General features: G+C 62.0%; 22 protein-coding genes and 1 tRNA gene. 4 read left to right on the plus strand and 19 right to left on the minus strand.

The genetic code is table 11. The annotated features are described in order from the left end of the window. Nucleotides 1-2: 2 nt before the first annotated feature. The 5 genes from RX330_RS33405 to RX330_RS33425 form a co-directional block, all read right to left on the minus strand. Complete coding sequence (locus tag RX330_RS33405) at nt 3-500, minus strand: UPF0262 family protein (RefSeq protein ID WP_212087423.1); 498 nt, start codon at nt 498-500, stop codon at nt 3-5. Then, a complete protein-coding gene (hisD, locus tag RX330_RS33410; protein WP_317241305.1) occupies nt 497-1,792 on the minus strand; it encodes a histidinol dehydrogenase in 1,296 nt (431 codons plus the stop codon). Before hisD ends, RX330_RS33405 begins: the two co-directional genes overlap by 4 nt. 146 nt (nt 1,793-1,938) lie before the next feature. Further along, a complete protein-coding gene (locus RX330_RS33415) occupies nt 1,939-2,388 on the minus strand; it encodes a DUF2948 family protein (RefSeq protein WP_317241306.1) in 450 nt (149 codons plus the stop codon). An 82-nt stretch (nt 2,389-2,470) separates the two neighbouring features. Continuing rightward, nucleotides 2,471-3,130 (minus strand): epimerase, encoded by a 660-nt coding sequence (locus RX330_RS33420; protein WP_212087415.1) that lies wholly within the window; start codon nt 3,128-3,130, stop codon nt 2,471-2,473. A gap of 26 nt (nt 3,131-3,156) precedes the next feature. Beyond that, nucleotides 3,157-4,095, minus strand: a complete 939-nt coding sequence (locus tag RX330_RS33425; protein ID WP_317241308.1) for an SDR family oxidoreductase — start codon at nt 4,093-4,095, stop codon at nt 3,157-3,159. A gap of 88 nt (nt 4,096-4,183) precedes the next feature. Here RX330_RS33425 and RX330_RS33430 point away from each other — a divergent pair, with 88 nt between their 5' ends. Then, a complete protein-coding gene (locus RX330_RS33430) occupies nt 4,184-4,813 on the plus strand; it encodes a TetR/AcrR family transcriptional regulator (protein WP_317241309.1) in 630 nt (209 codons plus the stop codon). Nucleotides 4,814-4,983: 170 nt separating this feature from the next. Here the strand turns inward: RX330_RS33430 and RX330_RS33435 are convergent, their stop codons facing one another. The 5 genes from RX330_RS33435 to RX330_RS33455 form a co-directional block, all read right to left on the minus strand. Then, entirely contained in the window at nt 4,984-5,808 is an 825-nt protein-coding gene (locus RX330_RS33435; RefSeq protein WP_317241310.1) for an alpha/beta fold hydrolase, read from the minus strand. A gap of 129 nt (nt 5,809-5,937) precedes the next feature. Continuing rightward, nucleotides 5,938-6,447 (minus strand): hypothetical protein, encoded by a 510-nt coding sequence (locus RX330_RS33440; protein ID WP_317241312.1) that lies wholly within the window; start codon nt 6,445-6,447, stop codon nt 5,938-5,940. A gap of 206 nt (nt 6,448-6,653) precedes the next feature. Then, complete coding sequence (locus tag RX330_RS33445) at nt 6,654-6,962, minus strand: EthD family reductase (RefSeq protein ID WP_212087400.1); 309 nt, start codon at nt 6,960-6,962, stop codon at nt 6,654-6,656. 234 nt (nt 6,963-7,196) lie between these two features. Next, on the minus strand, nt 7,197-8,903 hold the full coding sequence (locus RX330_RS33450) for an FAD-dependent oxidoreductase (RefSeq protein ID WP_317244022.1): 1,707 nt from the start codon (nt 8,901-8,903) through the stop codon (nt 7,197-7,199). Between the two features lie 24 nt (nt 8,904-8,927). Then, nucleotides 8,928-9,116 carry a hypothetical protein gene (locus tag RX330_RS33455; RefSeq protein WP_317241313.1) on the minus strand — a complete coding sequence of 63 codons (189 nt, stop codon included), beginning with the start codon at nt 9,114-9,116 and terminating at the stop codon, nt 8,928-8,930. 317 nt (nt 9,117-9,433) lie between these two features. On the opposite strand from RX330_RS33455, the gene RX330_RS33460 reads away from it, so the two are divergent. Both RX330_RS33460 and RX330_RS33465 read left to right on the plus strand, forming a co-directional pair. Further along, nucleotides 9,434-9,508: transfer RNA gene (locus RX330_RS33460), tRNA-Thr, on the plus strand. Between the two features lie 94 nt (nt 9,509-9,602). Beyond that, nucleotides 9,603-10,697 (plus strand): site-specific integrase, encoded by a 1,095-nt coding sequence (locus tag RX330_RS33465; RefSeq protein WP_317241314.1) that lies wholly within the window; start codon nt 9,603-9,605, stop codon nt 10,695-10,697. Nucleotides 10,698-11,804: 1,107 nt separating this feature from the next. Here RX330_RS33465 and RX330_RS33470 read toward each other — a convergent pair. Continuing rightward, a complete protein-coding gene (locus tag RX330_RS33470) occupies nt 11,805-15,191 on the minus strand; it encodes a phage tail tape measure protein (protein ID WP_317241315.1) in 3,387 nt (1,128 codons plus the stop codon). Nucleotides 15,192-15,956: 765 nt separating this feature from the next. On the opposite strand from RX330_RS33470, the gene RX330_RS33475 reads away from it, so the two are divergent. After that, entirely contained in the window at nt 15,957-16,646 is a 690-nt protein-coding gene (locus tag RX330_RS33475) for a recombinase family protein (protein ID WP_317241316.1), read from the plus strand. 598 nt (nt 16,647-17,244) lie between these two features. Here RX330_RS33475 and RX330_RS33480 read toward each other — a convergent pair. The 8 genes from RX330_RS33480 to RX330_RS33515 all read right to left on the minus strand — a co-directional run bounded on the left by RX330_RS33480 (nt 17,245) and on the right by RX330_RS33515 (nt 22,346). Further along, nucleotides 17,245-17,610 (minus strand): hypothetical protein, encoded by a 366-nt coding sequence (locus RX330_RS33480; RefSeq protein ID WP_317241317.1) that lies wholly within the window; start codon nt 17,608-17,610, stop codon nt 17,245-17,247. Continuing rightward, nucleotides 17,610-17,807, minus strand: a complete 198-nt coding sequence (locus tag RX330_RS33485; RefSeq protein ID WP_317241318.1) for a hypothetical protein — start codon at nt 17,805-17,807, stop codon at nt 17,610-17,612. Before RX330_RS33485 ends, RX330_RS33480 begins: the two co-directional genes overlap by 1 nt. 391 nt (nt 17,808-18,198) lie before the next feature. After that, on the minus strand, nt 18,199-18,657 hold the full coding sequence (locus RX330_RS33490; protein ID WP_317241319.1) for a hypothetical protein: 459 nt from the start codon (nt 18,655-18,657) through the stop codon (nt 18,199-18,201). 109 nt (nt 18,658-18,766) lie between these two features. After that, nucleotides 18,767-19,699: a hypothetical protein gene (locus RX330_RS33495; protein WP_317241320.1), complete on the minus strand. Its 933-nt coding sequence runs from the start codon at nt 19,697-19,699 to the stop codon at nt 18,767-18,769. A 72-nt stretch (nt 19,700-19,771) separates the two neighbouring features. Continuing rightward, nucleotides 19,772-19,951: a ribbon-helix-helix protein, CopG family gene (locus tag RX330_RS33500; RefSeq protein ID WP_317241321.1), complete on the minus strand. Its 180-nt coding sequence runs from the start codon at nt 19,949-19,951 to the stop codon at nt 19,772-19,774. A gap of 446 nt (nt 19,952-20,397) precedes the next feature. Beyond that, nucleotides 20,398-20,658, minus strand: a complete 261-nt coding sequence (locus RX330_RS33505) for a hypothetical protein (RefSeq protein WP_317241322.1) — start codon at nt 20,656-20,658, stop codon at nt 20,398-20,400. Nucleotides 20,659-20,909: 251 nt separating this feature from the next. Further along, a complete protein-coding gene (locus RX330_RS33510; protein WP_317241323.1) occupies nt 20,910-21,101 on the minus strand; it encodes a hypothetical protein in 192 nt (63 codons plus the stop codon). A 69-nt stretch (nt 21,102-21,170) separates the two neighbouring features. Continuing rightward, nucleotides 21,171-22,346 (minus strand): GIY-YIG nuclease family protein, encoded by a 1,176-nt coding sequence (locus tag RX330_RS33515; RefSeq protein WP_317241324.1) that lies wholly within the window; start codon nt 22,344-22,346, stop codon nt 21,171-21,173.

Below are 22,346 nucleotides of genomic sequence, written 5' to 3' on the forward strand. Positions count from 1 at the left end.
GCTTAGCCCTTCCAGTGCAGGACGGTTATGAGCGTGAACAGCCGGCGCGAGGTCTCGAAGTCGACCCGCACCTTGCCCTTCAGCCGCTCCTGCAACGTGCGCGATCCCTCGTCGTGGATGCCGCGACGGCCCATGTCGATGGCCTCGATCTTGTCGGGGGTCGCGGTGCGGATCGCCTGGTAGTAGCTGTCGCAGATCATGAAATAGTCCTTCACGATCCGCCGGAACGGCGTCAGCGACAGCAGATGCGCGACGACGGGCGTTCCGTCTTCGCGCCGGATATCGAACATCAGCCGGCTGCCGGTGATGCCGATATGCAGCGTGAACGGGCCCTTCCCCTCGGCGCCCGCGGGCGCGAACAGGTTCTGCTCAATCAGGTCGTAGATCGCGATCGCGCGCTCGTGCTCGATATCGGGCCCGGAACGGCCGATCGAATCTTCGTCGAGCGTGACGCCGACGATGCGGTTCTGCGAGTCGTCCTGTTCGGGCGGCTTTGTCATGACAGGTTGAGGCGCAATCCAATCGAACGCGAATGGGCGTCCAGCCCCTCCGCTTGTCCGAGCGTCATCGCGGCCGGACCCAGCGCGCGGAGCTGGTCCGGGCCGCATTTCAGGATGGAGGTGCGCTTCATGAAGTCGTGCACCGAAAGCCCCGAGGAGAATCGCGCCGAGCGCGCCGTCGGCAGCACGTGGTTGGAGCCGCCGACATAATCGCCGATTGCCTCCGGCGTGTGGGGCCCGAGGAACACCGCGCCGGCGTTGCGAATCTTAGCTGCGAGCGCGTCGGGATCACCAGTCATGATCTCGAGATGCTCGGCGGCGATGGCGTCCGCGAGCGGGATGGCCTCGCCCAAATTCTTCACGATGATGACGGCGCCGAAATCGGCCCAGGAGCTGCTTGCAATCGCGGCGCGCGGCAGCGTCTTCAACTGAACCTCCACCGCCTTCTCGACGTCGGCGGCAAGCCGTGCCGAGTCGGTGATCAGGATCGACTGCGCGCTGGCATCGTGCTCGGCCTGCGCCAGCAGATCGGCGGCGATCCAGTCGGCATTGCCGGTGTCGTCGGCGATCACCAACACCTCGGATGGGCCGGCGATCATGTCGATGCCGACCTTGCCGAACACCAGCCGCTTCGCGGCGGCGACATAGGCGTTGCCGGGACCGACGATCTTGGCCACGGGCGCGATGGTCGCGGTGCCGTGCGCCAGCGCCGCCACCGCCTGCGCGCCGCCGACGCGGTAGATCTCGCTGACGCCGCCGAGTTGCGCGGCCGCCAGCACCAGCGGATTGAGCTTGCCGTCGGGCGAGGGCACCACCATCACGAGGCGCGCGACGCCGGCGACCTTGGCGGGCACCGCGTTCATCAGCACCGAGGACGGATAGGCCGCGGTGCCGCCGGGCACGTAGAGGCCGGCGGATTCGATCGCGGTGTAGCGCCAGCCGAGCTCGACGCCGAGCGAGTCAGTGAAGCGCTCGTCCGCCGGCAACTGGCGGCGATGATAGGTCTCGATGCGGTCGCGCGCCAGCTTGAGCGCGTCCAGCGTCGCGGCATCGCAGGCCTTGGTCGCGGCTTCGATCTCGGCGGCGGTGACGCGAAGGTTGGAAGCATCCAGCCTCAGCCGGTCGAACTTTGCCGTGGCCTCGAGCAGGGCCGCATCGCCCCGCCTGGCGACGTCGTCGACGATCGCGCGCGCGGCGGCCTCGACGTCGGCCGAAGCCTCGCGCTTGGCGGCGAGGAAGGCCGCGAATCGCTGGTCAAAATCGGCGCTGCTGCGGTCGAGGCGAACGGGCATGTCTGGCTTGGCTTCTGGCTGGTCTTTGGGGCGGATTGGCGCACCAGGTCCCCTGCTCAATGGCGCGGCGGGGAAGCGGCGTCAACCCTCGCAAGGCGCCGTTCTGGCGCGGGGGGCGAGGCGATGCGGCTGGTATACGGTCAACTTCACAGCTCCCCCTCGGTCTCCAACCCCGTTCCCAGCGCGTCCGCCCCGAGGTCAGTCAGCTCGCATTCCAGGCATTCGACGTCGAGCCGGATGGCGCCACCGTCCGCGAATAACAGCAGGGCACTGCCGGCGGGCTCCTCGTCGCGCCCGTCCCTCGGGTGAAATTCGATGCCGACGAGGTCCAGGACCTTGTCGGAAGCAGCCAAGTCGATGTTGCGCGACTTGCAGGCGAGCACGCGGTCGAAGCGGAGCGCGGCGACCAGGCGACGCGGCTCGGCCTCGCCCTCCAGTGTCTGCTCCCAGTCCAGCCGGCTCATCCCGACCACGAGCCGCTTCTCGCTTTGTCGCCAGATGATGTCGGACGCCTGGACACGCGCATCCTGGACATGGGTCGAGATCACGGCGAGATCGTCGGCATCGAGTGCGATCAGTTTGAGCTGGGGCGGCATCGCCGACGCTTCTCCTTCGGAGTGGACCGGGCTCAACGCACACAGGCCCCGAAATTTCCGTCCAAACTAACGGGTCGGCGGGTCAGAGGCTATTGATATCCTCCATCTCCAGCACCTTCCGCGGATACCCCTCGCGGGCGACGTGGATCATGGCGCGGCCGATCTGCTCGGTCGAGGTGACGAGCCGCGGAGAGAGCCGGCGCAGCACCGACCAGAGGGGCCAGGTTGCGGTATAGACCGCCTGCACCCAAGGCGTCTTGGAACGGGCGCCGTGCAGGGGCTGGATCGCGCCGGGCCGGAACATATAGGCGGCTCTGAACGGCAGCTTGAGCAGATCGTTCTCGGTCTTGCCTTTGATCCGCGCCCACATCCGCGAACCCTGCTCCGTGGAATCGGTGCCGGCCCCGGTGACGTAGGTGAAAATCATCTGCGGGTTGAGCCGTGCCAGCGTCGTCGCTGCGGCGAGCGTGAGGTCATGGGTGAGATGCCGGTAGCGCTCCTCGTTCATGCCGATCGAGGAGACGCCGAGGCAGAAAAAGCAGGCATCGTAGCCGGTCAGCTGCGTTTCGATCGCCGAATAGTCCATAAAATCGTCGTGGATGATCTCGACGAGCTTGACGTTGCGCACGCCGGTCGAGCTGCGGCCCACCACGAGCACGCGATCGATGCCGGGATCGATCAGGCATTCGCGCAAAACGCCCTGCCCGACCATGCCGGTCGCGCCGAAGATGATGACTTGCATCGAGCCGTCCCCAATAGGCGCGCGGCTCATGCGGCGGCCGCGATGTCGTCGAAGGATACACCGGTCAATGTCGCCGAGGCATCCCACAGCATGGCCGCCGCAGCGAAATCCTTCGCGTGAGGCATGATCTTCGCCGCCGCGGGCGCCCCCTTCATTTCCAAAAATCCGTTCGGACCGTAGTACCCGCCGGGCTCAGCTGTGGGCGAAGTCGCGGCGAACAGCGTTGGCAGCGCGCCCTCGGCGGCGGATTGGCTGAACAGCGGCTGGAGGAGCCGGCCCACCCGCCACTGGAACGTGTTGGCGCCCGGGCCGTTTGCGATCAGATCGGTCCGCGCGAAGCCTGGATGCGCCGCAATGCTCCTCACACCCCAGCCGGCCGCGTCGCTACGGCGCTGAAATTCGAGCGAGAACATCAGCATCGCCAGCTTCGACTGGCAATAGGCGCGCCACGCGCGATAGGAGTTCTTGGCTTGCAGATCGTCGAAATTGATCGCGCCGGAGCGGTGCGCAAGGCTGGAGAGATTGACGACACGAGGCGCTTCCGCGCGGCGAAGCTGCGGCAACAGGTGCGCCGTGAGGGCATAGTGGCCGAAATAGTTGGTGCCGAGCTGCATCTCGAAACCATCCTCGGTCTGCTGTCGTTTCGGCAGCGCCATCACGCCGGCATTGTTGACGAGGACGTCGAGTTGCTCGTTGCCGGCAGCAAAGCGCCTGGCGAAATCGGCGACCGAGGCGAGGCTGGCGAGATCGAGATGTTCAAAGGCGATCAGCGCATTGGGAAACCGCTCGCAAATGCCTTCGATCGCCCGCAGGCCCTTTGCGTCGCTGCGCCCAGTGAGTATGACAATGGCACCGGCGCCCGCCAGCGCCATCGCCGTCTCGTAACCGAGGCCGCCCGTCGCTCCGGTCACGACCACCGTCTTGCCGCTGAGAGAGGGGATGTCTGCCGTGGTCCAGTCGGTCATGCCAAGTCTCCCGGAGCTTTCACGGTGGAAAAGGGCCCGCGGCTCATCTAAATGTGCACTGAGTGCAACTTTGCAAGAGGTGAACAATTTGAAGGCTTCGAAGGTTGCCCGGAAATTGCCTGCGGGCGGAAAATCTCCTGATGGCACCGGCCTGCGCCAGCGCAAGCAGCAGGAGACCCGCGCGCGGCTGACCCGGGCGGCGATGACGCTGTTCCTGGAGCGCGGCTTCGAAGCCACGACGATCGACGACATCGCAGCAGCGGCGGAGGTGTCGCGCCGCAGCTTCTTCCATTATTTCGCGTCCAAGGAGGACGTGGTCGCCGCCTGGCAGGAAGGCGCAGCAAGCGCATTGGTCGCCGAGATCGTTGCCCGGCCTGCGGATGAACCCATGCTGACGGCCGCGGAGAATGCAATCGCCGCCGCGATCAAGCGGATCGATCCGGCGGAAGCCGCGGCGATGTCGCGGCTCAAGCGCGACAATCCGGCGCTTCAGGCCCGCGACCAGCTCAAATACGAGAAGCTCGAACGCGCGCTGGCCGACGGGCTCGCCCGGCGGGCCAGAACCAAATCGGACCAGTTGAAGGCGCGGCTCGTCGCCATGATCGCCACCGGCGCGATGCGCGTCGGCGGCGAGAGCTGGATCGGCGACGGCGCGCGGGAGAAGCCGGAGATTTTCGTCAAGCGCACCTTCGATGCGATCAGGGCGATCTTGAAGTGAGGCGCGCGTTTACCCATCAGTATCGTAGGGTGGCAAAGCGACTTGTCCGCCGTAGCTCGCAGAGCGCAGGCGGAAGCGTGCCCACGTTCTGAGTGTGATCGGAGAATGATCGTGGGCACGGCGCAAGTGCGCCTTTGCCCACCCTGCGATTCGAGACTCGCGGCGAGCCCTCACTCCCTGAAAAACGCCAACAGGTCCGCGTTGATGGTCTCGGCGTGCGTGGTCGGCATGCCGTGCGGGAAACCCTTGTAGGTCTTCAGCGTGCCCTTCTTGAGCAGCTTGGCCGACAGCGGGGCGGAATCGGCGTAAGGCACGATCTGGTCGTCGTCGCCGTGCATGACCAGCACGGGCACGTTGATCTTCTTGAGGTCTTCGGTGAAGTCGGTCTGCGAGAAGGCGACAATGCCGTCGTAATGCGCCTTGGCGCCGCCCATCATGCCCTGGCGCCACCAGTTCTGGATCACCGCTTCCGACGGTTTTGCGCCGGGGCGGTTGTAGCCGTAGAACGGGCCGGCGGGGAGGTCGCGATAGAATTGCGTACGGCTGGCGGCGAGCTGCTTCTGCAGATCATCGAACACGCTCTTCGGCAGGCCGCCGGGATTGGCGGGGGTCTGCACCATCAACGGCGGCACCGCCGAGAGGATCGCGGCCTTCGCGACCCGGCTCTCGCCGTGGCGCGCAATGTAATGCACGACCTCGCCGCCGCCGGTGGAATGGCCGACATGAATGGCGTTCTCGAGGTTGAGATGCGCGGTGACGGAAGCGAGATCGTCGGCATAGTGATCCATGTCGTGCCCGCCGGCGACCTGCGACGAACGGCCATGGCCGCGGCGGTCATGCGCGATGACGCGGTAGCCGTTGTTGACGAAGAAGATCATCTGCGCGTCCCAGTCGTCGGACGACAGCGGCCATCCGTGGCTGAACACGATCGGCTGGCCGCTTCCCCAGTCCTTGTAGAAGATCTCGACGCCGTCCTTTGTGGTGATGGTGGGCATTGTGGGGGCTCCTGTAATGAGAGAGTCATTCCGGACCACGCGAAGCGTGGATCCGGAAATCCCGAGATTGTGACGAGCGATCCCGGGTTCATCGCTGCGTGACGCCCCGGAATCACGGCCGGTCAGTGATCAGGCAAACGTCATCGGCTTGAAGCGGCGCCAGGCGCCGATGGTGATCACGACGAAGAACACCAGCACGATGCCCTGCACCACCGCGAACACGGGGCCCGACGGCGGCGCGGGCGCCACGGCGGGCGCGAGCGCGGCGAGCGCCGGCACCTTGAGGAACGACTGGATCACCAGCACGAAGACGTTGAAATAGAGCGAGATCATCGCGGTCACGATGTAGACCGGACGCCAGACGCCGGTGAGCTTCATGGCGTACAGCGCGACGCAGGCGATGGCGAGCAGCACCAGCGATATGATGCCTATGATGTGCGAGGGCAGCAGCGTTTCGAATGGAAACAGGAAGCCGGTGGCGCTGGTCAGGATCGTGAAAGCCAGGAAGATCGCGGTGAGACCCGGCATCGACTTCGAGCCGAGCAGGCCGAACATCACGACGAGGCCGGCGGCAATGGCGATCAGGCTGATGACGACATGGATCAGAGTCAGGGCGGACAGGCTCAAGCCAAGGATCATGACATCTCTCTCCTATTCTCCGCGTTGAGATCGAAGAGTAGTATTACGGTGCTCACGCAATTGCCACATGCGTTGTCGCCGCATGCATGTTCGCAGCCATGCGTCATCGTGCGAATCGACGAACGCATGACTGAATTTTTTGCATCGCCGTCACAAACGACAGCAGCTGGTGGCTCGTCGCTTTCGACGAAAGTTGAATCGTTTCCTCACACTTCCTTGGTGTCGAAGATCAGGAGGTCGGCGCCGCCGCTGGCGAATTTCGGCACGTCGGCCCCGGTCGCCTTGCCTTCCTCGCTGCCGAATGCCGCCTGAATATCGGCCACGCTGTCGAAGGTGAGGATGGCGACGAGATGGATTCCGGAAGGTCCGGCGGGGGATGCGACCGGCCCCTTGCTGATGGCGTATTTCTTCAGGCCGGGAAGTTTCTTGGCGAGCGGAATATGCGTCTCGGCATAGTACTTGTCGAAGGCGGCAGCATCCTTGGGTGTCTTGTAGAGCACGACGATTTCAGCCATTTAGTCCTCCCGTTAAGCGTTTTGTTTGTAGACCCTCATGGTGAAGGGCGTGCGAAGCACGCTTGCGGACGATGCTTGCGCATCGCCGCGCGAACCGTGAAAGGCCCAGATGCATCCGGACCTTCATCCTTCGAGACGCGCTCCGCGCTTCTCAGGACGAGGGGAGATAGTCACGCATGACGCGGCGCAATGGCAAGCCGGATTCGTCTTGCCACCCGCCCGTCTTCTCCCTGCCTAAAGCGCCGGTTTTGCGGCGTCGCCGAGATAGCCATGCAGGGAGGCCACGACCTGGGCGCCCTCGCCGATGGCACCGCCGACACGCTTGACCGAACCGGAACGGACGTCGCCGACGGCATAGACGCCGGGCACGGAGGTCTCCAGCGGCGCCACCAGCCGGCCCTGGTTCTGCTCGGACTGCGCGCCCGTCACGACGAAGCCGCCGCGATCGAGCGTCACGCCGCAACCGTCGAGCCAGGCGGTGGCGGGATCGGCACCGACGAACAGGAAGAGATTGCGGATGTCGGCGGAATCCTCGTCGTCGGACAAGCGGCTCTTCCAGCGGATGCGCCGCAGCAGCGAGGCCTCGTCGCCCTCCAGCGCCGTGATCTCGGTGTTGAACATCAATTCGATGTTCGGCGTGGCTTCGATGCGCTCGATGAGATAGCGCGACATGCTGGCGCCCAGGCCGCCGCCGCGGATGATCATCAGGACCTTCTTGGCGTGGCCCGACAGGAACACCGCCGCCTGGCCTGCCGAATTGCCGGCGCCCACCAGAGCCACCTCCTCGCCGGCACAAAGCCGCGCTTCGACCGGCGAGGCCCAGTACCAGACGCCGCGGCCCTCGAACTTGTCGAGGTCTGCGATCTCCGGCCGGCGATAGCGCGCACCGCTCGCGACCACGACGGCGCGCGAGCGCAAGGGATCGCAGCCGTCGAGCGATACCGCGAATGCGCCGTCCTTGCGCGTGCAGTCGAGCGACGTCGCAGTGACCGGAATCATGATATCGGCGCCGAACTTTTGGGCCTGGGTGAAGGCGCGCGCGGTCAGTGCCTGGCCCGAGATGCCGGTCGGAAAGCCCAGATAGTTCTCAATGCGCGCACTGGCGCCGGCCTGGCCGCCGAAGGCCCGGATGTCGAGCACGGCGACGGACAATCCTTCGGACGCCGCATACACGGCGGTGGCAAGCCCGGCCGGTCCGCAGCCGACGACCGCAACGTCGTAGATGCGGCCATCCTTGGCGCCGCCGATCATGCCGATGGCGCGCGCGAGCTCGGTCTCATTGGGATTGCGCAGCACCGCACCGCTGGCGGCGACGACCAGCGGCCAATCTTCCAGCTTCGGCGAATAGCGCGCGATCAACTCGGCGGCGTCGCGATCGCGGTCTGGATCGAGCAGATGATGCGGCTGACCGTTGCGGGTGAGGAAGCCCTGCAACCGCACCACGCCGGCGGAGTTCGACGGTCCGATCAGCACCGGACCGCCGATGCCGTCCTGAAGCAGGTTGACCCGGCGCAGGATCAGTGCGCGCATGATGCGCTCGCCGAGCTCGGCCTCGGCGACGAGAAGCGCGCGCAGCCGGTGCGGCGGCAGCAGCAGCGTCTCGACATCGCCCTCGGCGCGGCCGTCGACCAGCGCCGGCTGGCCCGAGAGCTGGCTGAGCTCGGCCAGGAATTGCCCCGGCCCCTGGTCGATCACGGGCGTGACGTGACCGAGGCCGTCGCGCTGGGTGATGGCGACATGGCCTTTCACCACGACGAACATGCCGGGCCCGGGCTTGCCGGTCTCGAACAGGAACTCGCCGTCCTTGTGATTGCGGACCTCGCCGAAATGCCTGACACGCTCGATCTCGGCCGGGGTCAGCGTCGGGAAGGTCTGCTCTGGGCGCGTGAAGCGCGACATCCGCGCGTCACCTTCATCTCGTTGCTGTCCGTCCTGCGCCATCGTCATTCTCACTCATTCCAAATTCTAGGTGCCGGCTTTGCCGGCGGTCCCCTCATTTAGGGAACCATCCTCGTTCTGCGAGGGCTCGGAGCTTGCCGCGCGTTCGCGCGCCTGCAGCTTCCGCCGCTTCAGGTTTTCGCGCAGCGCCGATTTCAGCCGGTCGTCCCGGGACGTCTTCGCCTGTCTCGTGCTCTTCTCGGTCTCGTCAGCCATCACACGGGTCCACTCGATGTCGTCGGCGCTACCATGCCCGAGGAATACGGCAGCTCAAGAGGCCCGTGCGACGGGATCGTGCGAAACGCGAAATGGATCCAGTGCGAGCTTTCAGGCAACTGGCCGTTTGGGTGGGGGATATCGGACCTGATCGACGGAAAGCCGGTGATTTCGGGCCCAAATGGGCACTTTGGCCCTGATATCGGCTCGATTTTCTCGTTTTGACCGGCCGAGCAAGCTTGCACAGGAGGGGGGCTTGTGGCAGATATCGGCCCGCTTGGTAGGCCCCTCGGGCGCCCGATTCTTCACCAGCACATGCTGCCGTAGCTCAGTGGTAGAGCACTCCATTGGTAATGGAGAGGTCGACAGTTCAATCCTGTCTGGCAGCACCAGCCATCTTATTGGATGCATTGATTTTCTTGAAAATTCGGTCCTGAGTGCCACACGAGAGTGCCACACAGACCAATGGTTTCAATAAAGCGTCGCATGGACAAGCGTGCTAATTCCAACGTCCCGCAATTCCGCTGTCGGGTTCCAACAAAGCTCTTAGGTGAGTTACGCGGCAAGCGGATCTTGCTGCACTTGTCGCGCCATACCGAGCCCGCGTGCATCAAGATCATCACGATCGGCGCAGACGTCGCGTTCAGTCTGGAGACCACGGATGAAGCGATCGCTTCGGCGCGCCACGCCGTTGCGCTTGAGCACCTGCAACGGCTGTTCGATCTGACGGCCGCACCACCAACCACGATGTCGCATCGTGACATGGTCGCATTGTCTGGCGAGACCTATCGTCTCTATTGCGAAGTTCACGAAAACAATCCAGGCGACCCTGGCAAATGGGCGTACCACAAGGCGATCAGCCGAGCCGTCCTGGAAGGTCGCATAAAGGATGCACCGCCAGCGACTCTCAAGGTGGACGACGCCACGGCAGCGACGGATTTATTCGGAGCCCAGGATCTTACTGCGGCAATCGACGCTCTGCCTCCCGATCAGCACGACGGGCTGGAGAATCGGTTTGGGCTTCTGGCGGACTGGGTTCTCATCCGACATCGAGTACGTCTTGCTCAATCCCACCGCCGAAGATTTCTTCAGCTGATCGGTACCGCTTCGCTTGATGCTGGTTGGCAGCTAAAGCGCAACGCAGCGGGCGACTACACTCCTGACCCGAAGGCGCAACGCTTCCCTCGTATCGACAGCGTTGCAGCGATCAAGCCTAAGCAAACCATCACCGGCCTGCTTGAACTGTGGTGGAGAGAGGCCAAGGCGACCGGACGCAGCCAAAACACTTACAACGCCTACAATGGAGCCATAGAGCGGCTCGTTAAGCACCTCGGTCACGACGATGCTGATCGCGTCACTGAGGAGGACATGCTGGCCTTTAAGGACGCTCGCCTGAAGGTCGTCTCCGCGAAGACCCTGAAGGATGGAGATCTGCCCGGGATCAAATCGGTGTTCGGCTGGGCGGTAGACAATCGAAAGCTGCCCCTGAATCCAGCTGATGTGGTCAAGGTAAAGGCCGAGAAGAAGATCCGGTCGAGATCCAAAGGCTTCCACAGATCAGGAGGCAGGAGCGATCTTTGACGCGTGCATTGGATATATCCAGAAGCCGAAGGAAGATCCGAGGACGGCGGCGGCCAAACGATGGGCACCGCTGATCGCTGCCTACACCGGCTGCCGGATCGCCGAAGCGCTTCAACTTCGGAAGGAGGATGTTCGTGAAGAAGCAGGCCATCACATTTTCGACCTGAATCCGCTCGCGGGCAGCATCAAGAGCGGAACCTACCGGCTAGTGCCTATCCACCCTCACCTTCTTGAGCTCGGCTTGCTGCGCTTCGTTGAGAGCTCCGAGGACGGTCCGTTGTTCGCGAAGGGAAGCTACAAGCGGGTCGTGGATTTTGTTCGAGCGGTAGTCACTGATAGCAGGGTTCAGCCGAACCACGCCTGGCGACATCGCCTAAAGTCCATCGGACGCAACCTCGGTTTAAACGAGCGCGTAGTGGACGCCATTCAAGGTCACGCACCTCGAACAGCAGGAGAAGATTATAGCGATGTTTCCGTCATTGCTATGGCTCGAGTGATCGCAGCGATCCCAAGACCACCCGGCAGAGCCACCCCAGCCAACCGGAACTGATGGTGGTTGCAATTCTTTCCAATCAAAGTGGAGTCTGCTTGTAGGTAGATGTTTGGCATCAAGTCGGTTTGTCACTCCAGTTTTTCCCGTCGGCTCTGCAGCCGCCTCGCCAATCTCGCTTGGCCAGACTCCTCGCCTGAGTACCCCACTCCTGGGGATGCGAATATTCGTCTCGCCTTTCGCGAACTTTCAGCTCCGGGCGCGTTGGCCTGAATGCGACACAGACGTCGCATATCCTCGATATCGGAGAGCGTCGTGTAGTGCTTTCCGGCGATCACCTCATAGGCGAGCCGCCCACGTGAAATCTCGCGGCGCAGCCCCGCCAAGGTCATGGAGCCGTCGGGGAAGGCAATTCTCGCTGCGACCGCTAGCCTTAACGGCGTCGTCGGCGTCAAGGACTCCTGAGGTAATTCGTTCTTTCTGTTGGACTGGTCGCACATTTCTCGGCCTGTATTGCTTGATCGGACGAGAACTTACCATGCGACTGGGCGTTCAGGAATTTGCATTCATGCAAATCCGAAATATTTTGGACGGCGATTGTGCTCGCCGTCCACTTTTCAGGTGTACTCCGATGTCGTGTCGTGCGTACGCCAGTTCATCGACTCGTCGATGCGGCGCTGTACCAGCGTGGCCAGCGCTTCCGGATCGTGGCTGGTACCATTGATGTTGATGCTCACCGGGCCGGCAGCACCGCCGACTCCGCCGCGCGGTACGCCTAGGCTCGCGTCACCACGGATCGGCGATGGGACGTTCCGGATTGTATCTGCCGGCGCTGGCACATTCTTCCACGGCTGCATCCCGTTCCACTCGAAGTGCATCGGGTCGTTGTACCTCCGGGACCAATCACCACCCCATGACAGACCGTACTTGGCCGCCATGTCGCGAACGTTCGCCGGCATGTCCGTGCGTCCGCTGCCGTCCTGAGAGTTCTTGCCCGGGTTGATGTCGATCGCGTTTCCATATGCATGCTGTGACCAGCCGCCGCCCTTGCGCTTGCCACGCATCGCGTAACCGCCGATCGACCCGATCTTGTAGCCAGAACCTTCCAGTTCATCGACGAAGCCCTTGAAGGACTCCGCCGCAGCCGCGTTGACGGTCAGCTTTTTGCCGGAGGCTAACGTGATGGTGGCCAGGTTCTGCCCCACCCCTCCGTACTGGCCATGCATGAAGTTCGCTTTGCCACGTAACCCCAACCTATCAGCCAGTCCAGGCGAGACTCCGGACGCGATAGCCGCAGCAGAGTTGCTGGCCATTATCGTTCCGTCACCCATGTCGCTCATGAACTTTTGGACGCCAGGAAGCCAGGAGCCGTTCAGCCCCCTCGGGTCATTCTTCGCACCGAGTGGAGCGTACGAGTCCCGCATCTTGGCGAGGTCACCGCCGGCCGCATTGAAGTTCTTCGCGACCGCGATCGCCGTTCTGTCGATGCCGGAGTCGAGATCGCCGAACTGCATCAGGCCGCCCCTACCCATGAGGCCACCGGGATTGTTGCCCCGCATGTGCTGTCCGCGACCTGTCTCCTGCGCCATGACTGACGCAAGCAGTGCGGGGCTCACCCCGGCTCTTCGGGCAGAGGCAACGATCTGGTCGTACTTTCCGGCCAGCGGCGTCCAGGCAAAAGTCTTCTCGAACTCGCTCCTGTTGAGCGAGCTGGGAATTCCCCCCGGACCGACTCCGCCGAACGACGGGATCTTGTCACGTTGGATGATGTTTCCGAGGTTGGCGTCGGGCGAGAAGAACGACCCGGGCCGACTCCTTAGCATGTCCGGGACGTTTCCAATCAGGCCTGAGCCGAGTCCGCCGCCGCTGCGTCCGAGCCCCCTCCCCGACCCACCCATAGCCGCATACTGCAACCCACCACCAAGACTGCTGTTGATGAACGCGGCGCGCTCGACCTTGCCCGTGAACTTGTTCAGCTCGCCTGACAGATCACTGGTGCGACGACGACCAGTGAAGTCGGTCGGACCCTCATAGCTGGACTTTTTGTATAGCTCCTTTCTGTGTTCGCGCTGGCGGACACGCCAATCGCTGGTAGATTCGCCGCGGCGCTTGATGTTGGCCTCGGGCAGACCGTAATTCTGGTACCGAGTCGCGAACATGCTCAGCAATGCGACCGCGGCCGGCATCCCGGCGATGAACGCGAGCGCGTTTCCAAGTCCCGTTAGTCCGAGAGTGACCGCGGCCAGAACCGAGATGAGTGGCGACAACGCCGCCAAGGCGACGGTCAGTCCGGTCAGCTGCGCGACGAGGTTGCCCATCTCCCTGGCATCAGCCGGGTTCTTGCCAGCGAGGAATCCCAGTGCTGAGAAGGTCGTCTTGAGACCGTTGGCAAAGTCGCGAAGGCCCTCCGCGAAACCCTTTCCGAACTCCCGCCACTTCGCGACGGTCCCGGCATCGAAGTTGTCGGCCATGGATTTGACGACTTCGCCCCAGTCCTTCAGCCCGAAGCCCTCGCGGGCACCATCAACCAGGGCTGCAAAATGTTCGCGGATCGAGTCGAAGTTGAAGCTGTCCGCTAGGTTGATGACGGCGCCCGAGATTTGGTCAAACCAGGTCTCAAGACCAGCGCCAACCTTCTCCCAGACGAGACCGTGCGCCGCGCTGATGGACGCCCACCGACCCTGCATCGATCGAATTTTCTGCAACGCGGTCTTGTCGAGGAAGCCAGGCTTGCTCTCGATATCCCGTACAACATCCCTCAGCTTGTCGCGACCAAGGACGAGAGTCAGAAGTTCGTCCATCCACTCGCGGCCACCGATCTGCTTTGCGACCTTCGTTCGCAGCCGCTCCGGCATCTTCGCGAGACCGTCGAGGATCTGTGTGATCGCCTCCATGGGCCGTTCGCGAATGGTCTTAGCCATACCGCTGCGGCTACCAAAACCAAGGGCGTTCGCGGCAGAGTTCAAGTCGGAGGCCTGTTGGCCCCTAGCAGAATCCGCGCCAGCGATCTGCGAGGTGAGGAAGCTGGTGAACGTGCCCATCTTGTGCGGCTGCACGCCAAGCGAGATGCCGGTGGCATCGATCGCGGCCAACTGCTCTGGGGTCATCCTCGTCGTGGCGAGCGCGGACAAGCTCCGACGCATCGCCTCGATGATCTCATTTCCATCGGCGGCGGTGGCGTTGTTCGCGACCGCGACTGCATTGAGGATGCTGCCGAAGCGGCCGGTGTTCCATGGCATCTGAGTCGAGAGGCGACCGAGCAGCTTTCCGACTGCTTCGGGGTTGACGTCGAGACCTGCCTGAGCCTTCAAAGCTAGGTCCGCGAACTCACCCGCGAACTGCTTTGCAACACCCGCCTTGAGACCTCCAACCGCCGTGTCGATGACTTTGCTGCTTCCGATGCCGTACTTGATGCCGGCGCGATCGGCAAAGCTCTGGCGCAGATCCGCGACTTCTTTGGACGTGAGATCGCCGAACATCTGGGCGCGCACTTCGGCCGCCTGGACCTCCATGCGCTTACGAAGGGCAGATGCGACACCAGCCCCCGTGATGGCCGCACCTGCTGCAATGGTGCGGATGTTCGGTGCCGGCAAGCGACCGACTCCACCGCCGTAGGACCGGCCCGAGCTTGCCTGACGTTCTACGGCAGCACGGCGCGCAAGCTGGCGCTGGTACCCAACCTCGAGTCGATCAAGAGCGGCATACGTCCTCCGGGCGTCGCTCAATCGCTGTGCGTTAGCTCGATTCCAATCAGCTGCGTACTCGCGTGCGGCAGACCGGCCGATGTTGGCCAGGCCTCTCATCTGATCTGAGACTGCTTTCGCAGATCGATTGAACCCGTCCAGAGCCGACATGCCGGCGCGTCCCATTCCGTTCAGTTGAACGTTGACCCTTTTGGCGACGCCTTCGAACTTCTGGATGTCGCTGAGGACGCGCTGGAGCACGGGGCTCAGTTCATTGATCGCGGTAAGGCGTGCCCGGATATCGAGATTGTTGTCTGACATTTTTCTTTCTTGAGAAGAGTTGATGTGATCGGGACAGCGCAGGGGGAAATCGGTCTTTTAGGAACTGCGCCGAAGAAAGGGTTTCGAACGTGCCCGCCAGATTTTTCGACCTGGTGGGGTCGTGCGGGAAGACTTGGTAATGCGGTCTTTTCCGGAATCGACAGCGGAGAAAGTCAGACGCTGCCAGGGCCATGCCGCATAAAAAATCTCGCCTTCACCTCTCCAGGCCTTCCGATCGCTAGGAAACTTCTGCGGAGCGGGCGAGGACGGTGCTGGCGTTGGTGACACTCCGAGGCAGAGCGAAGCGTAGCAAGGGCCAGTCGTGACCGCGTGCTCCGTCGTGGTCGTGCTGAAATATCCAGAGGCGAAGGGATCAGCGCTGGGCTGCCCGTCCTGGTCAGAGCGCCGGCCGGCGATAGGCAGAGAGGCGGAGGAGCATCCCTTACAGGGCAGGCCCGTGAAGTGTGGTTGTCGTGCCTCCACGCGAGCGGCGACGCGTCGGCATATGCGATGGCGGATCGAGGCTGGAGGCCTGGTACAGAGCACATCGCATGGGTGGCAATGGCGACTCGCCAGCCTCGCCATGGCACAGCCAGCACGGGAGCTGGCATGGACCACCGCGCGGCCGATGGTGCAAAGAGGCGAGAGCCAGCCTCTGCCCCTGCGAAAATTACGGGTGGTCGTCGAATTTTCCGATTGCGATCCTCTGTCGTCGCACTGTATAAAGTCAATACGTTCGTATTGAACTTGTACAAGGACCTTCAGATGACCGTCGCTGCCAAGAAACCTCTCGTTGGATACGTTCGCGTCAGCACGATCAAGCAAGGTCGCAGCGGCCTGGGCGAAGCGGCACAACGGGAGAGCATCCAGCGTTTCGCCGACGCTGAGGGTTTCGAGGTTGTAGCGTGGCATGCGGAAGTCGAGACCGGAAAGGGCAGCGATGCCTTGGAGCGCCGCCCTCAACTCGCAGCGGCCTTGCAGGCGGCTCGCAAGGTCAAGGCTATGGTGTGTGTCTCCAAGCTGTGCCGACTGTCACGCGACGTTGCTTTCGTATCGGGCCTGATGGCGCAACGGGTTCCGTTCGTCGTCGCGGAATTGGGAAAGGATACGGACCCCTTCCTGTTGCACTTGTACGCCGCACTGGCGCAGAAAGAGCGCAGCCTGATATCCACGCGGACTCGCGAGGCATTGCAGGCGAAGAAAGCTCAAAACGTGAAGCTTGGCGGACCTAAGCTGGCAGAGGCTCGCATTGCCGCCGCCGCGTTGAAAACGGCGGAAGCAGACAAGTTCGCTGCGAACGTTCTGCCGAATATCGAGGCTGTGCGGAAGGCTGGCGCCAATACCTTGCGTGCCATTGCGGAAGCGCTCAACAATCGTGGCATTCGCACCGCGAACGGTGGAAACTGGCACGCGACGACGGTCAAGAATGTCTTGGACCGAACCGTCACCGCTTGAGGGTGACGCAGTAGTCGCTATTGCTGGCGAATGCCCCGGTCGGACATGATCGACCGGGAACGCGGGCGAAGGCCCGTGGTGTGTTGTAGTGGAGCGCCTCGCAACATCGTCCAGTAGAGACGTATCCGCTTGGACAGACGCGGCCAGTCTCTGCGATCTGATTGCGGTCGTTAACGGGCTGACAGTAGGGGTCAGCGAGGGTCGGAGACGCAGCGGAGAGAGCCGCGAACGCCGCGAGCATGGCTATTCGAGCATCAATCATTTCCGCCGCGCCTCCAATAGACGGCGGCCAAGCTGGAGAACCATAACCGCCATCCGAACATGATCTATTTAGGCGGCCAACGCTTCTTTTGCCACCTCGCTCTCGACCTCTTCGAGCTTTGCACGCGCGGCCTTGAGAGCAGCCGCAGTTGCCGGCACGCTGGCCTTTGCGTGTTCATGTGCCTCGGTTGCCGCAGCCACTTCCGCCTGAGCCGCTGCCAATCGCTGGCCTCGCTCACGAGCGATTAGGTGCTGAGCCCGTTGCTCGCGCGCTTCGGGTTGGATGGCCTCAATGGCATGCCTAGTTGCGGTGGCGCTCCGTAGTCGTCGTGTCATGTCAGTTCCCTTTGCCTTCGCGGCGAGTTGCGATCTCGTCCATCATGGACTTGGTGATGCCGGTGGCACTGGCGAGGCGCGCACGCCATGCGGCATCGAGCGGTCGTTTCCGGCGAAGTTCGGACACCGTCAATGCAGCTTCCGGCTTGCCGTCGTCGATGGTGCTGAAGGCCTTAGGCATGCGAGCGCGAAGCGAGCGGGTGAAATCGGCCACCGAGATTGCACCGAGGCCGGGAAGGTGGATCAGCCCTTGGCTAGTTAAGATAGCTCCGGCAAGATCGACACCGGCCTGCCTGATAGCGTGCTGATCGGGTTGGCAGCCCTGCCGGTTCGCTTCCGTTAGGATCAAGGATTCAAGGTCGGTCATCAGGCAGCCTCTGCCTGACGGGCGAGATACGAGATGAGGGCGCGCCTCACCACCGATGATCGGTTCGGACTGGAGGGATCGTCGATCGCTGCTGCGGCATCGACCTTGTCGAGCAGGATTTTGGGTAGCCGGAACGTGCCGTGCGTCATCGGCGAGCAGACCAGTTCGTCCGCCCCGAATAGGGGTTTTTTCTTCATGAGAAACTCCAATAGAAAAGCCGCCTCGGCGACGCCGGGCGGCTTGCGGTGCAGGTATGACAAAGGCCCCGCGTGGGGGCCTTGATGGTTGCCTTTGGACCGGCCCTGAGACTCGATCCGGGCTGGCGTGTGTAAAAGTGCTAGTGTGCCTGTGAAGGTACCACGGTGGGTGGGGTTTCGTCAAGGGGTCCCTTCACACATGCGCGATTAACCGATTGAAATCGCGATCTTTTATGCCGCGCGTAAAGCTCATGGCGCCAGCCTCCCCCTTACATCTCACGCCGGAATCAATGCGCTTCCGACAATGGACCTACAAGCCGCAGGTGTGGCCGCTGATGGACCGAGGCGGGATAGGACCGCCCGTTCCGAATAACGCATGGAAGGTCGATTATCAGGCCTGATAGCAGGGGAAATTTTCACGCCGCTGGCGAGCGACGGTCAGCGCTTCAAGTGCCGCTTCGTCCATTGCCCGCGCCTTCCTGATCCGGAGGGTTGTCCTCAAGGTCTCCGCCTGCCCCGCCGTCAGCGGCCGGTGGATGCTCAACACGCCTTCCGTGTCGCCGTCCTGGGAGACGGTCGCGAATGAGAGCCGCGACTTGGCGCTGGTCCATGCCCGGGCGCTGGCGCAGGTGAGGTGTGCGTAGACCGCGCTGCCGTCGGTCGACACATGGCCGACCAGTCCGGTGATGGTCCAGTCTCCGCATGCGTCCCGCTTTAAGCTGGTCTTGGATGCGCCGATGGTCGCGGCGAACGCGGCCAGCTTGGCGCGGTCGGCTGCCTTGTCGTCGAGGTCGCTGCGGCGGCGGATGAAGGTTGCCTTAGTCGGCTTGCGGCGGGTGATGGTCGTCATGGTCATACTCGATTGCTTTCGGCCGGCGCCAAGCTCTGGCACCCGGCATGGTGGTGCTGTGGGATAGGTCGTCATCGCCGGCACCGCGAGGGGACCGGCGATGGCCCGACTAGATGGCGCGGGCGAGCGAACCATTGCTGTTTGCTCCCCGGGGCGGGGTGATGTCTTCGCCTTGCATAACGGTTGCGAGACCTAGTTCGCGACGAAGGCGGCCTCTCACTTCGTACTTGGCGATGGCCTTGACGGTCAGGTTCGCTGACATGCCCGCGCGCTTCCCGAAGATTGGCCCCCCAAGCTTGGTCGTGCGCCCCAAGTTGCGGCTGGCCTCGGGGCAGTTCTTCGTGATGTACGTAAGGACGTTCTCCGGTGCACCCCGACTGTTGCGTTTCGAGTAGTAGGAACTGGCCCTGACGTCGATTTCGTTGGCGGCCTCTGACCATCCGCGCACCACTTTGTTGAACCGGCGAGTCAGATGCTGCGGCACATGCATCAGAACGTGCAGATGTTCGTCGTCTCCGGTGTTTCGCTTCGACTCTCGCGTCCAAACATAGGCGAGCGGGAACTGATGATAGCTCGCAAACTCACTGAGCTTGTTCAGATACCGTTGCCACAGCTTGACACGCTCACCCGGATTAAGCCCGTCGATGATGGCTGACGCTGGCTTGACGGAGATGAAGCGGTTCAGGGGCAGGTGGAGCGTGGCTGCATGATACCAAGCTCTCTCTGCATCGCGGTACTGGGACAATGACAGAGACCTCGTGACCTTGCGGTTACCGATCCTGTGCTTGCTGATCCAACCTGTGAAGTTGTGCTTGGACACGGTTTGGTGGGAGAAACACGGGTCGGTGCTCTCAACAATATAAGGGTCGGCGCCAACCATCTGGGACGGCTCAGAACCTACGGATAGCGGAATTTCGCTGGGATTTTGATCGTTTCCACCATCTGCCTTGGTTGAAATTCGCTCTGAAAGTTCTGGAAAGTTTTCGGCGGAGTTTTCTGGAAAGTTTTTGCAGAAGTTGTCGCTGCGCTGATTTTGTGTCATGGTTGCTACGTGATCTCGAACTAAACTTTGAAGCCCATGGGCGTTGCTGCGCCCGTGGGTTTTTCGTTGGGATTACTTCGTGGCAGGGTGACGCTGATCCAAATAAGCAGCCACCGCCTGCCGCAGGAATTGCGACCTGGAGAGCCGCAGTTCGGTGCGCACTTGGTCCAGCTCTGCCAGCTGGTCGAGCGGCATGACGAAGCCGACATAGCCGCGAGCGGTGTCCGGGTTAAAGTGCATGTAGGTTCCCATTGGGTTCTTCTCCAAAAACAAAAAAGGCCGCAGCGGATGCTACGGCCATGGGTGGACGGAAAAGGCCCCACCTCCGGCAGGGCCTTTGTTCAAATAAAATAGCGATGTGAAGATAAGATAATCAGCGCTCCGGCAAAATGCAAATTTTTGATCTTCCGGGCCAACGCCTCGGGTGCTTTGCAAAAGTTGACACACCCAAAAAAGTCAGGGGTGCGCCTTAGGCTCGTCTGAGCAGCGAGTTTCCGCCCCGCCTCCGCTGACGCGAGTTCGATAAAGCCAAGGGCGACACAGCGTCTGACGATAAGCTGCACCCGCTGGGATCACCTAGGCAGACTCCCAATCAGATCGAGGAGGGCGGTGCGGTGCGCATCAATCGTGCCTGGAGACGTCTTCGCCGACAACGACGCCCTGTCCTTCCGACCAGGGAAGTAGGATAGCCGCGGGGATTACTTCTTGCTCGATGCAAAAGCTATTCCGAGAATAACGATCACGACGAGAATCCCAAAAGCTAGTCCTGCGTCGCGGCCGAAGAACTCCCGCCAGCCCAGAACAATCAGAATTATGACCGTAAACACCGCGGCGACCGCGGGCGGATTTTGAATGAGCGTTCGGTTGCTCATAAATTGACGAGAGCCTATCGCCACGAAAAACAGAACTATCAGGTACAGTGAGCCTATGCCTATAAGTGCCCAAAACAGGCTCTCCATATGAATCCCTCCCGCTACCTGATTGTGCATCGGCATCGACGAGATTCAAGCCGGGTAATGATTTCGGTGGCCGACCTTTCTTCGCAGGACGGTACGGCGTTTAGCTTGCGGGTTTGTATTCAGGCTCGGCTACCTTCTCCGCTTCCGCCTCGATCTGCTCGACGAGATCCTGTCTTCGCTGCGCCCAAGGCGGTCCAGCGATCAGCACCCGCTATGAGTTGTCGTCGCAATTCGCGCAACGCATTCCGGCCCTATTGGGCTCCGGGAGTAATCCCGACGATAGCAATCCGGGCGCCGTGCTGAATAAGCTCAAAGGGTGCATAGCTGATCGCAAGCGGATACTGCTGCGCGAGGAGAAGGCGGCCACCAAGCGTGACGTCTGCGGCAATCTCGGCCTCACGGGCCTCCGTGATCAGGTTCGCGAAGCGTTTTAGTTCCGACACCTCAATCCTCTTTACACTCGCGATCACTCGCGTGTCAGACGGTCGAGCAAAATCCGGCGATCGCTCTGGTCAGTCGCCCTTGGTAGCGATTGGCACAAGCGCACCCGCATCACGATCGTAGCGATAATTGACTATCGACCCATCCTTCAATCGTACAACCGCCTCGCCAATGATGTGGGATGGCACCAAGAACCATTCACGGGGCCGCACCTTCTGGCCAAAGCGGTCCGTGATCTCGATATCGAGCCGCGCGGATGCAAATAAATCGTGCAGTAAATGTTCAAGCTTAACCCGGTCGATGTTGTAGAGAGTGTAGGTCGTCACCGGATGCACGGAGGCCATCAGAAACGTTGGATCGTCCTTAGCATTCTGAATGCGGATTTCCATCTTGCCTGAAGTGAAGCCGATCTTGTGAAGCACGCCGTCCAATTTGCGGATTTCTGGGTCGTCTGAAAGGCTTTTCACAACGTAAATCATCCCCGTCTGCGCGTCGCCCGCAGCAGGTGTGTCCGTAAAGAGCGGCCCCATGTCGGTGGTGGTGATCCGGCGGCCGTTGGGGTCTTTGTACAGTTCAGTCGCAAGCGAACGCAAAAGGTTGTTGCCTTCGGTTCCGTTATCGAAGATGAGTCGCAGTCGCGCATTCTTCTTTCCGTTGCGGATGTGCATCTCGCCCACCTCCGCGACGTAAACGAGCACGCCGTTCAGGATGAAGAACTCCCCCGCGCCGATTTCCTGCTCGTTAGCGAAAGGGATGGCTTTACGCTTGCCATCAGCCATTTCGCGGACGCATTGCTCAAACAACGGCTTGAATTTGTCGAACTCGGTGCACAGCTGACGCTCGGCGATTTCGTCCGGCTTGGCAGCGGCCGGCTTAACATGGACGAGATCGAAGATGTCATCTTGCGGCGTCTTCAGCAGGTCGTCGTCGAATATCTCATCGAGCGTCTGCAGCTGCTTCACCGGAGCGATCGGAAGCAGCGCGTGGCGATCGAGCGGCAACAATACGTCGCGGATGGTCGGGTCCTTCAATAGGCCGTTCAATTTCATGCGCAAGGCCCGCTCGGAGACGGTCGGCTTGTCCGTATCGCCGGGTTTGCGCTTGTGATGATCGATGAACTTATTGACATCGACGAAGGTATCGACAATTCGCTGTTGCTCGCTTGAAACTGCTTTGGTGGCGGCTGGCTTGACGTCCAGCAAGGGGTCGCTACCGCTTAAGAGGTCATGGAGCGTCGGTTTTGGCAT

Origin of the sequence: Bradyrhizobium sp. NDS-1 (assembly GCF_032918005.1) — a bacterium.
Taxonomy (GTDB): domain Bacteria; phylum Pseudomonadota; class Alphaproteobacteria; order Rhizobiales; family Xanthobacteraceae; genus Bradyrhizobium; species Bradyrhizobium tunisiense.

Bases quoted from the DNA above. Each gene is read 5' to 3' on its own strand.
- RX330_RS33405 (WP_212087423.1), bottom strand. From the start codon at position 500: ATGACAAAGCCGCCCGAACAGGACGACTCGCAGAACCGCATCGTCGGC.
- hisD (WP_317241305.1), bottom strand. From the start codon at position 1,792: ATGCCCGTTCGCCTCGACCGCAGCAGCGCCGATTTTGACCAGCGATTC.
- RX330_RS33415 (WP_317241306.1), bottom strand. From the start codon at position 2,388: ATGCCGCCCCAGCTCAAACTGATCGCACTCGATGCCGACGATCTCGCC.
- RX330_RS33420 (WP_212087415.1), bottom strand. From the start codon at position 3,130: ATGCAAGTCATCATCTTCGGCGCGACCGGCATGGTCGGGCAGGGCGTT.
- RX330_RS33425 (WP_317241308.1), bottom strand. From the start codon at position 4,095: ATGACCGACTGGACCACGGCAGACATCCCCTCTCTCAGCGGCAAGACG.
- RX330_RS33435 (WP_317241310.1), bottom strand. From the start codon at position 5,808: ATGCCCACCATCACCACAAAGGACGGCGTCGAGATCTTCTACAAGGAC.
- RX330_RS33440 (WP_317241312.1), bottom strand. From the start codon at position 6,447: ATGATCCTTGGCTTGAGCCTGTCCGCCCTGACTCTGATCCATGTCGTC.
- RX330_RS33445 (WP_212087400.1), bottom strand. From the start codon at position 6,962: ATGGCTGAAATCGTCGTGCTCTACAAGACACCCAAGGATGCTGCCGCC.
- RX330_RS33450 (WP_317244022.1), bottom strand. From the start codon at position 8,903: ATGGCGCAGGACGGACAGCAACGAGATGAAGGTGACGCGCGGATGTCG.
- RX330_RS33455 (WP_317241313.1), bottom strand. From the start codon at position 9,116: ATGGCTGACGAGACCGAGAAGAGCACGAGACAGGCGAAGACGTCCCGG.
- RX330_RS33465 (WP_317241314.1), top strand. From the start codon at position 9,603: ATGGACAAGCGTGCTAATTCCAACGTCCCGCAATTCCGCTGTCGGGTT.
- RX330_RS33470 (WP_317241315.1), bottom strand. From the start codon at position 15,191: ATGTCAGACAACAATCTCGATATCCGGGCACGCCTTACCGCGATCAAT.
- RX330_RS33475 (WP_317241316.1), top strand. From the start codon at position 15,957: ATGACCGTCGCTGCCAAGAAACCTCTCGTTGGATACGTTCGCGTCAGC.
- RX330_RS33480 (WP_317241317.1), bottom strand. From the start codon at position 17,610: ATGACCGACCTTGAATCCTTGATCCTAACGGAAGCGAACCGGCAGGGC.
- RX330_RS33485 (WP_317241318.1), bottom strand. From the start codon at position 17,807: ATGAAGAAAAAACCCCTATTCGGGGCGGACGAACTGGTCTGCTCGCCG.
- RX330_RS33490 (WP_317241319.1), bottom strand. From the start codon at position 18,657: ATGACGACCATCACCCGCCGCAAGCCGACTAAGGCAACCTTCATCCGC.
- RX330_RS33495 (WP_317241320.1), bottom strand. From the start codon at position 19,699: ATGACACAAAATCAGCGCAGCGACAACTTCTGCAAAAACTTTCCAGAA.
- RX330_RS33500 (WP_317241321.1), bottom strand. From the start codon at position 19,951: ATGGGAACCTACATGCACTTTAACCCGGACACCGCTCGCGGCTATGTC.
- RX330_RS33505 (WP_317241322.1), bottom strand. From the start codon at position 20,658: ATGGAGAGCCTGTTTTGGGCACTTATAGGCATAGGCTCACTGTACCTG.
- RX330_RS33515 (WP_317241324.1), bottom strand. From the start codon at position 22,346: ATGCCAAAACCGACGCTCCATGACCTCTTAAGCGGTAGCGACCCCTTG.